Origin of the sequence: Mesorhizobium sp. M2E.F.Ca.ET.209.01.1.1 (genome assembly GCF_004010375.2) — a bacterium.
Lineage (GTDB): Bacteria > Pseudomonadota > Alphaproteobacteria > Rhizobiales > Rhizobiaceae > Mesorhizobium.
This window is the reverse complement of the sequence record NZ_SADP02000024.1, coordinates 48,862-62,739: the sequence shown is the minus strand read 5'-3', so window position 1 is coordinate 62,739 and position 13,878 is coordinate 48,862. Positions and strand designations below refer to the sequence as shown.

The window sequence follows — 13,878 nt, the reverse complement described above, 5'->3', positions numbered from 1 at the left end:
GGGGACAATAGCACTGGCCATGTTCAGGCTGGCAGAGTCGGAAGAACAACTTCAAATCGCGCTCCACGGCCCCGTTCAGATGAGGCCAAGAGGTGGCCGCCGTGTTGCTCGACGATTTTTTTGCAAACAGCGAGACCAAGCCCGATCCCGCTTGCCTTTGTAGTAACAAAGGGATCAAAGATCCTGGCGATTTCTTCCTGATCGATCCCTGGTCCTGAATCCTCGACGGAAATAGCCACTTTCGCGGCGCCATGCGCATGCGTTTCGAGCCGAAGGAACCGTTCTCCATCGGCAACGGTCGCCATTGCGTCGATCGCATTTTGAATGATGTTGAGGATTACCTCGCGCAATTGACCGCCATGGCCCGCGACAAGCGGCAGATCCGGGCTCAGTTGCAGGTTTGTCGAAATAGCATTGTCCTTGAGTTCTCTGCGCAGCACGTGGAGCGCTTCCCGTGCAAGCTCGTTGGCGTCAATGGGATACCGCTTGCGCTGCTTGTCGCTGAACAAAGCGCGGAGGTTCGCGAACACTTCATTGGCACGAAAGCCGTCACGTTCCACGTCGACAAGAATTTCCTTTATTTGGTCGGTTGCGGGGTTGGATGGGAAGCGCATCAGAAGCGTCTGTGCAGCAGCACTGTTGTTCGTGATGCTTGCCAGTGGCTGCCGGACTTCATGAGCGATCGCAGCCACCACCGCTTCGGTATGCATCAACCTGCCTTCCCGCTCGCGCCGCAACAAGACAATGACATTGGCAAGGCGAGCGTAAAGAAACGTCGTTTCAGTGAGCAGCAGCAACAGTGTTGTGCAACTGGCGACAAGCGCAAAACCACGAGCCATGTACCAACCAGCGGTAAATCTTGGAGCAGCTAGAATAATTGCCACTGTATGGTCTGCTAAGGTCGCGAGAACCGTCACTATCAGCCAAACATCGAGCACCGTACGCCGCCGAACGAACAGCAACGATGCCGCTCCGACGCTTAATATCCCCAATAAAAAATTTGCGGCTCTGGCAAGTGGAGCTTGTTGGGTCGGCGTCACATAGAAATCCGGCAGATAACTTACCCTGGCGGTCACGACCCACGTCAGCCCAACGATAATCATCATCACGCAAACGATTGTGGTGCTTATGGCAATTCCGACCGACCTGTCGGGCAGGGTCGCGGATTCGTCCGCGTCCTTGGTCAGGGCATACGCCACCACTGCCGTCGAAAAGCCGCTGTGCCAAAACAAGAACAGCCACGCTGCGCTGTTTGATCCGTCACCGACAAGGCCATTCGGAGCGTAAGCCCCTGGGAACGCGAATGTCTGCAGAAAGGCAAACATCCCGCTGAATATATAGCCGCTCGCAAGTGCAAGCAGGGCCCGCATCGGTTGGATCGAGAATTGAGCAAAAAGCAAACCGGCCGTTATGAGATCCGCAAAACACATGACCGTTTGAAGAACGGGAATGAACGCCGAGACTTCGTAAAGTTTCAAATGGGCGAAAGGCAGCACAATCAGGATCACGATCGCCATGAAAGTGAGGACGCCCTTCGCAATGCGGTTCTGCCGAGCAGTTGCCGGCAATGCCGCGACTATGACAGGAAAATCCTGGCGTGGGTCCGAGGTTGATTGCCCGGTAGCACTCTTCGACATCGATGACACGACCCTCCACGCATCATAGGAGTCTTGATGTTGTCACGACTATCTTTTTTGCATCAGCCGGATGACATCCGGTGCCCCTGCAACCTGCTTTGGTTATTATATTTTGTTATTAAGTTACAACGTCCTGAAGACATGCGCTAGCCTGCCTTCCTTGACCGCTTGCAGCTTCAGTTCGCGACCTGTCGATCGGAGCGACTGGCATTCTCCTAGAGGACCATGGCTATCCGATCGGTGCATCACGGAAGGCGGACTGATGATATCACTGAAAAGGCGAATAGTCATGCGGCCGAACGTCGAGTGCAACGCTTGTATGGCCAACGCACGATAACCGCGCGATACCCAGTTGACGTATCGAATGCGCCGCATGCGCGGGCCACACCGGTCGTGCGCGCCCAACTGTGCGCCGCGGATCTCGATAGGTCGTGGACCGTCGCAAGGACCCGATCAGCTCAGCGGATTTCGCCAGGATGATGCCCGTTCAACTGCATCGATCAGTGACTTTGCAGAAAAAGGCTTTGTTAGAGACGCAATGCATCCGAGCTCCATTGTGGCCTTACGAGTTGCTTCGCTGTCGTCTGCCGTAATGAAAATGACAGGCAGGAATATCTCGGAAGCGACGAGCTCCCGACCGAGGTCGATTCCCGACTTTCCAGTCAAGCCGACGTCCAGCACAAGGGCAACAGCGTCGTCAGGCCTGGCCCGGGCCTGGAAATCCTCGGCCGATTGGAACATTTGCACGTCGAAGCCATGGGCACTCAACAGGCGCTCGAGCCCTTTGAGCATGTTTAGATCGTCATCGACGACAAATACGATCTTGTTTGTATGCAAGATTTAGAACCCTTCGAGTTCGGGAACCACTCCATCTTCATCTGCAACTGTCTGCAACTGTCTGCAACTGTCATGCGAAAAATTGATGGCGAAATGTGATTCCATCAGCCGTCTGGGCGGGTCACGACGGCAGCGACTCGGGATTGCATACAACCTTGGTCAACGTCAGGGCGCGGGCTCAACATCGCCGCTACTGGCAGGAGCGATCATATCGATAACAATAAAATGTCGAAATTGTTCCTGAGGACATGTGCGGCAAGACCGATGCCTTGTCCAAGCCAGCGCGTTTGGAGACTGCCTGCTGATCGTAAGGGTACTAGTCCCGCCTCTTGCCACTGGTCGGCGCTGCTACCATGCCCAAACGTTCGGCGATTGAGACGAGCTCAGCCACCGTTTGAACGCGTGTTTTCTCCATGACCTTGTGGCGATGAGCCTTGATCGTTCGTTCTGTCGCGCCCAACTCGAACGCGATTTGCTTGTTCATCTTTCCTCGGACAACGAGCGCAAACACTTCTTTTTCGCGCGGGGTCAACTGGGCGATCCGCGCACGCAAATCGTCGAGCCTGTCCTGCTGCTCGCGCCTTGTCATGTGATGGGCGACAGCACGATCAATTACCTCCAACAGCGTTTCTTTCGGCACGGGTTTCGTCAAAAAATCATCCGCTCCGGCCTTTATCGCACGGACGCTTGTCGGAATATCGCCGTGTCCGGTGAGGAAGACGATCGGCACGACGGAGCCGATCTCAGCCAGACGGTCCTGCAGCTCGGGACCACTTGGTCCAGGAAATTGAACGTCGAGCAAGATGCAGGTTGGCCCCGCCGCCTGCGGTAGTTGCTCCAGCAATTGTTGAGTTGAGGCGTACTCGACCACTTCGTAACCTGTCGCCCGTAGCAAGCGGCTGGTAGCCGTCCTGAAGGACTGATCGTCATCGACGACATAAACCAGGGTCGGCAAGCGATACTCCTGAACAGACTATTATCTGCACCACGTGGTGGTCATTCAACGTTTTAGAACAGGCTCGCAGCAGGCCGCTTCAGGTATCGGGCCGGCTGGACCTTTTGCTCGCGGCCACGGTGGGAGCAAACGGATCACTGGCGATCAATGGCAATCGTTCGCTGCATCCCCCTCTGGATGAGTTAGCAGCAAATTACGTGATCTGACCTAGAAATGGGATATTGTCCTTAAGGACAATTGCGCAGGTGACTTCAAAACGTGGCGAAGGGATAGCAATTGGCTTTATCGTGGCTGTTTCGACAGTCGGTCATTTTGGAAAGAGGAATGTGATCCCGGTCCTGAATCCCCAGCCCTCAGGTCCGCCTTTGGGGCTGTCCGCCCAATAGCGGGCGCCAATGGTGAGGCTGACTGGAAGCTTGTCGAGCTTGACGATCTTCGAAACCGTGAAGTTCACCGGCACCGACCACCCCCCGGCTCCCCAGTTATAGCTGCTTTCGGTGTTCAGCGTGAACGTCCAGGCATCGGCGGTGGTGTAGGCGACGAAAGGCTGCAAGAATGTGGAGCTAATATTCGCCCGGTCACCGTCGCCCGCGAACGACCAGATGTGGTTGGCCAGCATGCCGACCGTCCACCCGTTGGATTGCTTGAGCACGACGCCGGTCGGTCCCGCGCCCCACTTTCCGGAGCCGAGCATTGAATCGGTCGCCGTCGGAACCAGAAAGACAGGTCCCACCCCCCATATAATACCACCAGCCGTGGGCTGCTTGGGAGAAAAGAACAGGCTTTGCGTGATATCGCCTAGGCCGAACTGGTTGCCGGAATCAGCTGCTATGTCGCTCTGCCATGCGATCGGCAGGATGGTGCGCGATATCAGGTTCCAGTCGTCATTCAGCGAAAACGGGATGACCGGCTGGACATTGACATAGGCCTTTTGTCCATCGTTCGGACCGTAGCCGCTGTCATAGTTGAACTGGAACGGCACGCTGATCAGCGACGCAATGGGGTTCGAGAGCTTCTTGGCGAGATCCTGCGTCCCCTCTTGTGCATATGCGGGCCTCAAAGATACGAGGATCGCGATTGCGATACACGAACTCGTAACTATCCGCATGGATCCATCCCCTGTGCCGGCCTGTAGCGTCCAGCACGAAGCCGCGCCATCTCGGTGCGATTGAATGGCACGTTACGTGCCCCGTGTCGCAACGCAAGCTCGTCTGCCTTGATTTTAACCGCGCGCTTCGACTTTTCTATTGGCCCCGAGGACAATTGCAAGAGCACGTGACTGGCCTCAACTTCCGGCGGTCGAGCATGTTGAGGCACCCAGTTTCGCCCCAATTTCGGAGAGGGCCTTAGCGTTGATTCGTAAACTTCACCGGCCGCGACAGGTACTCACGGCGCGGCACACACCCGCCTGCGAACAATCCAAACAAATATGAGGGGAAAACTATGCGAATGTCCGTGCCACTTATCGTGGGAATGTCAGTAGCACTTTCTTTTGCAACAGCAGCCTACGCACAAACAGAAAATCCCCTTCCCAAAGCCAGCGATGTGCTTGTCCGATATGGGGATGATGTCGAGGGCTGGACGATCTATGCAAATCAAACCCGTGGAGATTGCTTGCTCGTGCGCCAAGATGGACCGAGTGCGGTACAAATGGGCGTTACCGCAAATCAGGATGTCGGGTATCTTGGGGTGTTCACGAAGGTGGATATCGGCCTCCAGAACGGGACGAAGTCGGACATCTTCGTCTCATTGGATGGCCACCTCTACAAAGGTGTGGCCACTAGCTCGAGCGGCGAACTCAAGGGCGGTTATTCTGGCGGCTATATCTTGACCGATGACCCGAAGTTTAAGCGCGACGTGGCGAAGAAATACAAAATGATCGTGTTTCCGAAAACTAAAGGAGCCTTCGTCGTCGACCTGAAGGGGACTTTCAAGGCAATGGCAGTCGGACGCAAATGCCTCAAGCATTGATCGAGCGCCAAAAATGAAGAGCGGGTTGCCGTGTCTGTAACCCGCACATACGTCGCGACTTGAAACACTTGAGACAATTTCGGGGGATCTGACCCCAAGGACAATATCGCTTTGGATTCCCGAGCAGTAGCGTTTTGGGAGCGGTGAAGGCCCTGATAGCCGTCGGGGCCGGCTTCCGCTACGGACGGAGGGACACACCTGGGGACGCCTAAGCTAGCGCGGAAAGGATACCACCAAGCCACCAATGGCCAGCTTGGTGCGTGCGTCAACTGCCCCCCAATTCGACCATGTCGCTGAGATCGAGGGACCTTCCGATGGATTTCGCAGTCATTGATGCCGCTCTCGCGACGAAACTTCTCCTGCTCCTACTGATTGGCATGGGGCCGAAGATCGCCCTGGTGCCTTTTCTGGAAAAGACCCAAAAATTCGACGCCGAAACCAAGGTCAAGATAGGCCGACAGATGGTTTTGACGGCTCTCGTCACGGCTCTGATCCTTTTTGCCACCGGCGCTCTGCTGATGCGACTGCTGCATATCACGGGCGGTGCGGTTGCGGTCGCCGGTGGCATCATCCTGGCGCTGCTCGCAATCAAGATGGCGTCCGGACCGACCGAAAAACACGGGGAGGATCTGAGCCTGACGGAGGACCCGGGAAAAATCGCGATTTTTCCTCTTGCTATTCCCTACTTGCTCAACCCCGTCGGCATCACTGTGATCATCATTGCCTCCGGCGAAGTCGTCTCGGTTGCCAGCGCAGCGCTCGTCACCGCGCTTATCCTGCTCGTGGCAGCATTTGACTATCTGGTGTTCACCAACACCGACGTGCTGGCGAAGCGAATGAAGCCGGCCAGTATGATCGTCTCGGAAGTCGTCTTCGGCATTCTCCTGACCGCGGTTGCTGTCCAACTGGTGGTCAGCGGATTGGTCAGTCTCGGGATCATCACCGCGAGCGGCGCACACTGATTTCGTGCTGGCCTACTAAAAAGCCGCCAGCCGTCCAGATGGCTGCGTCGATGGGAAAAGTCGCCGCCATCATCTGGGCGCGGCCCTAAGGCCCCCCTGAGCAGCACCGATTTCGACCTTTTGCAGTTCCCGGACGGTTGCCGGCGGGACAGCAAGCCGTCCCAGCAGGTTCTGAGAGTTTTGCCAGTGAGTTGGAGCACGAGTCAGTTCGTCGTCGCATCTCCCTTCAGTATCGTCTCCAGGTCGTCAGGCGGCGGTTTGCTCGTTTTCCCCTCGACTGTCGCAATTGGCGCGCTGACCGTTGTTGCCGCGGCGCTGCCGATCGTGTCTACCGTGCCGGCAACGACCAAGCCCAGTTGGTCGCCAAGGCTTGCCCTCGAGTCCGTCAGGGTTTGGCCGGAAGCCAGCTGTGCCCCGAGCAGTTGGACAATTTCAGGACTTTCCGCAAACTTGCTATGGTTCAAGCGATCTTCTGTCTGCACGTCGGTCAAATCGAGAACCGTTATACCGGCTGCCTGCAACTTCGATTTGTAAGGCTCCTTTGAGGGATCGACCTGCCCCACTCTGTCGACATTGCCAGCAACCAGACGCGAAACGGCAAGTGCCCGATCGTCCCGCGAGACGGTGATGGTGAACTTCGGCTTTTTGGGTCCAAGCTCGGTCCACTGCCGACCAAAGACATCCACATCGAGATCGGGAGATGCCAGGATGACATTCCTGATCTTGGGCGAAACCCGCCCATCCTCAAGCGCCATCTGCCTCAACGATTCCATCGCGAGCCAGGTGCCCATCGAGTGTGCCATGACGGTGACGTCCGTCACGTCGCGGTCATCGGCCAAGGCCTTCAACGTCCGCTCGAATGCGGTGCGCGAGAAATTGGTGCTCTCCTTGTCGTAGTTGTAGCCGAGCACACTGGCGCGCGACGGCCATGTAAAGAGGATCGGCACGACCTTCGCCCGCGAGTCATGGATGAACTGCGCGAAGCGAAAGACCGAGTCCTCATACCGGTTGTTGAAGCCATGCACGAAGACCAGAACGCGGCCATTCGAATTGTGAGCATGCAGCCATTTGTGAGCTTCCGGAATCGACAGGTTTTTCGCAGCAAGGACGGCAAAGTCCTTCCGGGGATCGGGCGGCAGCTTTTTCGGCCATTCGACCGTGCCGGGCTTGCGGTTCGGCGGGATTGAGATCGTCAGGTCGGTCAAGGACAGTGCCGGACTGCGCTCGCCGGTGAACAACGTCGCCGGGTCGCCGGAAGGCTTGCGGCTGGTCGCCACCAACATCGTGACATCGGAGGCTGAAGGCGAAACTAGGTTCGCGGGGATGGGCGCCAGAACGCCTTCGGGTCCCGTTGCGCATCCATCCAGCACAAGCAGGAACAGAGCTAATATAGCCCCGTTGATCTGTAGATGCAGCGAGTTAGAGCGCACTTTTATTTCTCTTTACTCATCGCCTCGGACCCGCGCATGAGATGTTGGTGGCCAATCGTACGGTCAAGCCCGTCGGGCGGGACGCGTGACCGCAATGGCGATTGTCGAAACAGCCACGATAAGGCCAATTGCAATCTCTTAGCCACCTGCCTGCGCAATTGTCCTTACGTACAATATCCCATTTACAAGTCAGATCAGTAATTTGCTGCTAGCTCATCCAGAGAAGGAATGCGGCGAACGATTGTCGTTGATCGCCAGTGATCGTTTGCTCGTGGGTGCTCGACCTGCCGAATGAGGCGGTTCGGCCGCCGAAGTGCCGGTCTCGTTAGCGGCTAACCGGGGAGCAGTTCTTTGTTGAAACAAAGCGATGGAATGGGGACTGCACCTGTCAACCGAAAATTGCCGGAGTGCCCGATGAGCAATGGGCTGTACACTCGAATTGGTGTTTTGCTGTCGGCCGTCGTTCCGATTTTCTTTTGGGTGCTCCTTGGAACTTCCTGGGCTCAGGCCCAGCAGCATGCGGTCGACCTGCCGCCCGAGAAGGCGAGGCAGTTCCTTCAGCTGCTGGGCGACCCGGAGGTCAAGGTATGGCTCGAAGGAAAGATACCGCCAGCCGCCGAGGCCCCCCCTGCCTCTTCGCCGATCGACGCGATATCGAGCTGGCAGGAAGCCGTTCGCGCGCGTCTCGTCGCGCTCACCGACGCCATTCCTCGCATCCCGCAGGAGCTAGCTAACGCCGCCGGCGTAGTCTCGCGCGACGTGAACTCAGGCAGGCCCGGCCTGGTGATCCTGATCCTGGCAGTGCTGATTACCGTAGGCTTTGGCGCCGAGTGGCTGGTCCGCCGGGCTTTGGCGCTGGGCGGTTCAGATCGAAAAGTTGATCCAGGACAAGCGGCCCTTTCCAAGGTCGCTGCCTTGCTGACATTTACTATGGCCGGCATCGGCTCCTTCCTCGCGTTCGAATGGCCGCCTTTGCTGCGCCGCGTCGTGCTGACCTTGCTGCTCGCCTTCATCGCCGTTCGTGTCGTTCGCGCAAGTGCCAGGTTGCTGTTTGGGCTTGCCGGTGCGGACAGCAGAACGTCGGGTGAGACGCAGACGACAATCCCTGTCGCAAGCGGGACTGCGCAGCGTTTCTGGCTTCGGCGCGTGAGTCTCATCGCCGGCTTTCTGCTGTTTGGCTGGGCCGTGGTCAGCCTCATGCCCAGCATCGGTTTCTCAATCGACGTTGCGCGGGTGGTTGCCCTGTCTTGCGGCCTGGGCATGCTGGCCGTCGCCATCGGAATCGTCTGGCGGCGGCCGGGCGGGACAGCTTCCGCTGTCAGGCAATCGCTGCTGACGATCTATCTGATCGCGCTTTGGCTGGCCTGGGTGGCAGGACTGCTCGGCGTGCTATGGCTCGGCCTCTATGCGCTGCTGTTGCCAGCGGCGGTGCGAGGGGTTGGCAACGTCGCACAGGCCTTCGCCGGCAGAGCGCAGCGCAGTGGCGCCCTCGGCATCATGCTGAACGTGCTGATCGTCAGGGGTGCCAGGGCAGCGGTTATTGGCGCTGCGGTCGCATGGCTCGCCTATATCTGGCGCATAAGGGCTGCAGCCCTTGCCGGCAGTGAAGCCGGCGCGCTCGTGATTTCGGGCCTGCTCAACAGCATCATCGTCCTCCTGGTTGCGGATCTTCTTTGGCAGCTGGCGAAAGCGTTGATCGCTTATCGGATGGAGCTCCCACCAAAGGAAGGATCCTCTGCCGACGAGCTTGCCCGCAGCGGCCGGCTGCGTACGCTGCTGCCGATATTCCGCAACGTGCTCGCCGTCTTCATCGCGACCGTCGTCTTGCTGACAATCCTTTCCGGACTCGGCGTTCAGATCGCACCTTTGATCGCCGGCGCGGGCATTTTTGGCGTGGCCATCGGCTTTGGTTCGCAGACACTTGTCAAGGACGTGCTGAGCGGCGTTTTTTACATGCTGGACGATGCCTTCCGTGTCGGCGAGTACATCCAGAGCGGCAGCTACAAGGGCACTGTCGAATCGTTCAGCCTGCGGTCAGTCAGGCTGAGGCATCACCGCGGCCCAGTTTACACCGTGCCGTTCGGAGAGCTCGGCGCCATCCAGAACATGAGCCGTGACTGGGTGATGGACAAAATGGCTCTCAGCATCACCTATGATTCTGACGTCGACCTCGCCCGCAGGCTCATCAAGAAGATCGGTCAGGAGCTGGCTGCGGATCCCGAGTTCGCCGCCGATACGATCGAGCCGCTCAAAATGCAAGGGGTCGACAGCTTTGGCGACTCCGGGATCGACCTCAGGATGAAGCTGATGACCAAGCCGGGAGGTCAGTTCGGCATCAAGCGGCGAGCGTTCATGATGATCAAGAAGGCATTCGACGAGAACGGCATTAAGCTCGCCGTTCCCACCGTGCATGTGGCAGGTGGCGGCGACAACGCGGCCGCCGCGCAGCAACTACTCAAGATGAAGCAGGTTGCGAGCTAACGTCAAACCCGGCGCGTTGACGGCCCCCAGTTAGTTCCGCGGCCCGACTCCGTGGAGAGCCATTGGCGATTGAATGGTACCTGCGACAGACACAGGGCGCGGATCAGCACGAGCTGCACTGCCAATATTACGGCGGTTTGGCAAGGGAAACTCCGGCCAGAGCCTAACTCTGATTTAGTCGAATTTAAGTAAGCTAGCGACGGAAGGACTAGATCAATGCCTCAAGCTCGGGCCGGTACAACAGGGCAAATGGTAGGCATGAGCGACAGCGATGAACGGCCAAAGTTGCACCAGTATGCCGGTGGCGCCACAATCATCCATGATAAACAAGATTTCTCTCTGGTTCTCGGCGGCCCGCTTTTCCAACTTCTGTGGCGCGCGCACTTGTCTGACGGCGGACTTGGTCTCCTCCGCCGCCGCGTCCTGTTTCTGTCGCTTGGATCGTGGCTCCCACTCCTGCTGCTGACGGCGCTGGAGGGCAATCTAGTCGGATCAGCTGTTGCGGTGCCGTTCTGGAAAGACCTTGCGGTTCACGTACGTTTTCTCGTCGCCATCCCCCTTCTCGTCCTGGCGGAGCTTGTGGTCCATCAGCGGCTGGTTGGCATTGGGCGGACGTTTGTGGATCGCAACCTCATTCAGGAACTTGACCTTCCGCGATTCTTCGGGGCGATTTCTTCGGCATTTCGCCTGCGCAATTCGGTTCTCGCAGAATGTCTGCTCTTGGTGCTGGTTTACGGCTTCGGAGTCTTCTTTGTTTGGCACCGATACACGACACTCAATGCCCCGACTTGGTATGCGGTTCCGACAGACGGGAGCTCTCGCCTATTCGTAGCGGGCTACTGGTATCGCTATATTAGTCTTCCGATCTTTCAATTCCTGTTGATCCGGTGGTACTTCCGTCTGTTCATCTGGGGACGATTTCTTTGGCAAGTCTCCGATATCCATCTGGACCTTATTCCGACTCACCCTGATCGTGTCGGTGGCCTGGGCTTCTTGTCGAATACCGTTTATGCGTTCACTTTACTAGTGGTGGCGCATGGAGCACTGCTGTCGGGACAGATAGCTGATCACATCTTCTTCTCCGCAGATTCGCTGCTCGATTTCAAGCTGGAGATTGCTATAGTCGGCGGCTTTCTTGTCTGCGTGATCTTTGGCCCGCTTCTCACATTTTTGAATCAGTTGGCTGCTGCCAAACGGACTGGCCTCAGCGAATATGCAACGCTCGCGCGGCTATATGTAAGCGAATTCGACAGAAAATGGTTGCGTGGCGGCGCGCGATCCGATGAGCCTTTGTTGGGGAGCGCCGATATACAGTCACTTGCAGATCTTGGGAACAGTTTCGAGGTGGTGAAGGGTATGCGTTCGGTGCCAATCACCAAAGACGCAATTCTGCAGTTGGGAGTTGCATTTCTGTTACCCCTCACGCCTTTAGCGCTGACCATAATGCCTCTTGACCAGTTGCTCAAACAACTGGTCGGACTGTTGCTGTAGTGGGACCGATTTCTTGATGATAAGACCGTAGCTCGCGGTCTTGTGCTGAACGCACGGAGTGGTGAGCTTTTCGGAGGATGCGAAATGCCAAGACCTAGCTTGAGATTCACCGGCGCTGCCGGGATTGCCGTTGCCTTGATGTTTGCAGGGCTCGTCGAGACCGTCACGCCCTTCGCTCCTTTGGTCAGCGATGCGCAGGCGCGAGTCGGTCGTCCGCTCACGCCCGGGAGCGTCGCGGGGGTTGCGAGGCGCACCACGCGCCGAACGATCCGCCGTTCGACCGTCTACGTGACCCGGCCTCCGACGGCGTGTGTGAAGACTTCGATCAATGGGACCGTACTGTGGCACTGTGGCAGCACCTCTTATCAGTCCTATGGCGGACGGTACGTGGTTGTGCACGTACATTGAGGAGTTCGACAGTTCGGGAGCTGCACTTGATGGCGCTTCCCATCGCTGCTGCGCAGTTAGAGGAATACGCGAGTGGGTGCGGCCGGCCCGTCCGGCCCTGATGAATATAGTCCTCGGAGACAGGCGGACATCATAACATCAGACGCGCGCATATCTCGATGACCCTCCAGCGCATTATGCTGCATCGAAAGTCGTGACGTCCGCTTCAGAAAATCGCCAAGCCGGTCCTTGCTTGGCTTGTGGCCCAGAAGGCAGGATCGTCCCCATTCCGGGCACCACCAAGGCTGAGCGATTGCAGTAGAATATCACGGCGGCTCTTACGGAGCTGAGCTCCGAGATAGATCGACGATGCCTTGGATCACGTCGAAGTTCGGGGCGAGAGCTATCTGCCACAGACACCACTCGCCTCACTTTTGGCGCAGTGCGAACGGCGCGAAGGGTCGCCCCAGCCGCGCAACACGACGGATTCCCGGTTGGCGCTGCGGATCGTGAGGCAATGGCTGCTTTCGGGAGACGACAGAGTTTACTGCAGGGGCTGGAATGGGGCGCAAACCGGCCGCTCGCTCGCTACGGCGCTGTTTAGGGCGCGCTCGCGAGCGGCTACTCGCGGATCTATTCTGAATGACTGCTGTTCGCTTTGACTGTTTCCGGCTCCATTCCTAGGCGTTGGTATGCGCCCAAGAACACTTCCGAAGCATCAGCGCCGTTCAATGGCATCTATCTAGCGGGCGATCAGACCGGAGCGCCTGCCAATTCCTCCGGATTTATGGGCCGCCGATTTAGGGCTTGCCGCTCGTCTTAGAGCCTAGACCAGCTTCGACAAGTCGGCGGAAAGCCTCGGATCTGGTGGGAAGATCGGTCTGATTTCGGCGCCATTCGTCAACGCGGGCAAGCAAGTCACTCGTAAGGCGCAGTTCGAAGCGCTCAGTTTTGTTATCAATAGCATCGGGCGTGTTTGACAATGACTATGTCCGTAATGTACGGTATGTACGTAAATTGTGGTTGCGCTTTGCGGCCGAACAACGTGCACGAACACGTCGCTCGGCCTGACCACAACCCAAGCTGTTTGGAGCTCGGATCATGGTTGATTCCGACAATACCACGACTTTGCCTTTCGTCATCGGCCAGCAACGCGATGAGCTTGAGAGGCCAGAGCCCCAGGCCACAGATTCCGCTTTGAGACTATGGAGCGAGTGGCAACGAGCTCGGTATGCCTCATTGCTGCTGTGCCGAATTCAGCAGCGGATGGAGGCGCGAATGATCGCCAATACCGGAATTCAGGTATTGACCGCGGTCGAGCGGACGCCGTGGCAACTACCAGTGTCTGCTGCGGGTTTAGCCTCTAATCATCTCATAGCTTGCGAAGCCGAGGTCTTTGCGATGACCGAAGCTCTTAATGTTCAGGATTCTGTCCCTGACATTGCTGCTACGTCGCTCATCGGCGTCATCGCCAAGTTAGAAATGATCGTCGGCGCTGATCGAGATATTGGTGACCCAACCGACTTCCCGTGGCCGCACATAGCTTCAGTGCTGCGTGACCTAAAGGCGATCGCGGGAGATTTGCCGGCTGGTAGCCGGACCCGGGAAAGGACGCGGAGTGATGTCGCGAGGCATTGGAAGTCCGCGGTCAAGCTGGTCACGGCGCTGAAAGAGGAAGGCGCGGCCGAGTACCGTGGCGATTTAGCGGTCTTCTGAAACGCCGAAAG

Annotated in this window: 11 protein-coding genes; 6 read left to right on the top strand and 5 right to left on the bottom strand. The window is 57.5% G+C overall.

The annotated features are described in order from the left end of the window. Nucleotides 1-23 precede the first annotated feature (23 nt). From EN852_RS30015 to EN852_RS30000, 4 genes are all read right to left on the bottom strand, one after another. The gene (locus EN852_RS30015) at nucleotides 24-1,637 is read right to left on the bottom strand and encodes an ATP-binding protein (RefSeq protein WP_127879462.1); all 1,614 of its coding nucleotides are present in this window, start codon (nucleotides 1,635-1,637) and stop codon (nucleotides 24-26) included. A 453-nt stretch (nucleotides 1,638-2,090) separates the two neighbouring features. Next, complete coding sequence (locus EN852_RS30010; RefSeq protein ID WP_127867763.1) at nucleotides 2,091-2,474, bottom strand: response regulator; 384 nt, start codon at nucleotides 2,472-2,474, stop codon at nucleotides 2,091-2,093. 316 nt (nucleotides 2,475-2,790) lie between these two features. Continuing rightward, on the bottom strand, nucleotides 2,791-3,429 hold the full coding sequence (locus EN852_RS30005) for a response regulator (RefSeq protein WP_127867762.1): 639 nt from the start codon (nucleotides 3,427-3,429) through the stop codon (nucleotides 2,791-2,793). Between the two features lie 307 nt (nucleotides 3,430-3,736). Beyond that, entirely contained in the window at nucleotides 3,737-4,537 is an 801-nt protein-coding gene (locus tag EN852_RS30000; RefSeq protein ID WP_127879460.1) for a transporter, read from the bottom strand. A gap of 335 nt (nucleotides 4,538-4,872) precedes the next feature. On the opposite strand from EN852_RS30000, the gene EN852_RS29995 reads away from it, so the two are divergent. After that, nucleotides 4,873-5,400: a hypothetical protein gene (locus EN852_RS29995; protein WP_127879458.1), complete on the top strand. Its 528-nt coding sequence runs from the start codon at nucleotides 4,873-4,875 to the stop codon at nucleotides 5,398-5,400. A 314-nt stretch (nucleotides 5,401-5,714) separates the two neighbouring features. Then, nucleotides 5,715-6,362: a MarC family protein gene (locus EN852_RS29990; protein ID WP_127879456.1), complete on the top strand. Its 648-nt coding sequence runs from the start codon at nucleotides 5,715-5,717 to the stop codon at nucleotides 6,360-6,362. Between the two features lie 203 nt (nucleotides 6,363-6,565). Here the strand turns inward: EN852_RS29990 and EN852_RS29985 are convergent, their stop codons facing one another. Beyond that, nucleotides 6,566-7,792 carry an alpha/beta hydrolase gene (locus EN852_RS29985; RefSeq protein WP_246694448.1) on the bottom strand — a complete coding sequence of 409 codons (1,227 nt, stop codon included), beginning with the start codon at nucleotides 7,790-7,792 and terminating at the stop codon, nucleotides 6,566-6,568. A gap of 414 nt (nucleotides 7,793-8,206) precedes the next feature. Between EN852_RS29985 and EN852_RS29980 the strand changes: the two genes are divergently transcribed. The 4 genes from EN852_RS29980 (at nucleotide 8,207) to EN852_RS29965 (ending at nucleotide 13,867) form a co-directional block, all read left to right on the top strand. Continuing rightward, on the top strand, nucleotides 8,207-10,273 hold the full coding sequence (locus EN852_RS29980; RefSeq protein WP_189546265.1) for a mechanosensitive ion channel family protein: 2,067 nt from the start codon (nucleotides 8,207-8,209) through the stop codon (nucleotides 10,271-10,273). A 258-nt stretch (nucleotides 10,274-10,531) separates the two neighbouring features. Further along, nucleotides 10,532-11,764: a hypothetical protein gene (locus tag EN852_RS29975; RefSeq protein WP_127879454.1), complete on the top strand. Its 1,233-nt coding sequence runs from the start codon at nucleotides 10,532-10,534 to the stop codon at nucleotides 11,762-11,764. A gap of 138 nt (nucleotides 11,765-11,902) precedes the next feature. Further along, on the top strand, nucleotides 11,903-12,172 hold the full coding sequence (locus tag EN852_RS42595; protein WP_246694452.1) for a hypothetical protein: 270 nt from the start codon (nucleotides 11,903-11,905) through the stop codon (nucleotides 12,170-12,172). 1,080 nt (nucleotides 12,173-13,252) lie between these two features. Then, complete coding sequence (locus EN852_RS29965) at nucleotides 13,253-13,867, top strand: hypothetical protein (protein ID WP_246694447.1); 615 nt, start codon at nucleotides 13,253-13,255, stop codon at nucleotides 13,865-13,867. The last annotated feature ends 11 nt before the right edge of the window (nucleotides 13,868-13,878 follow it).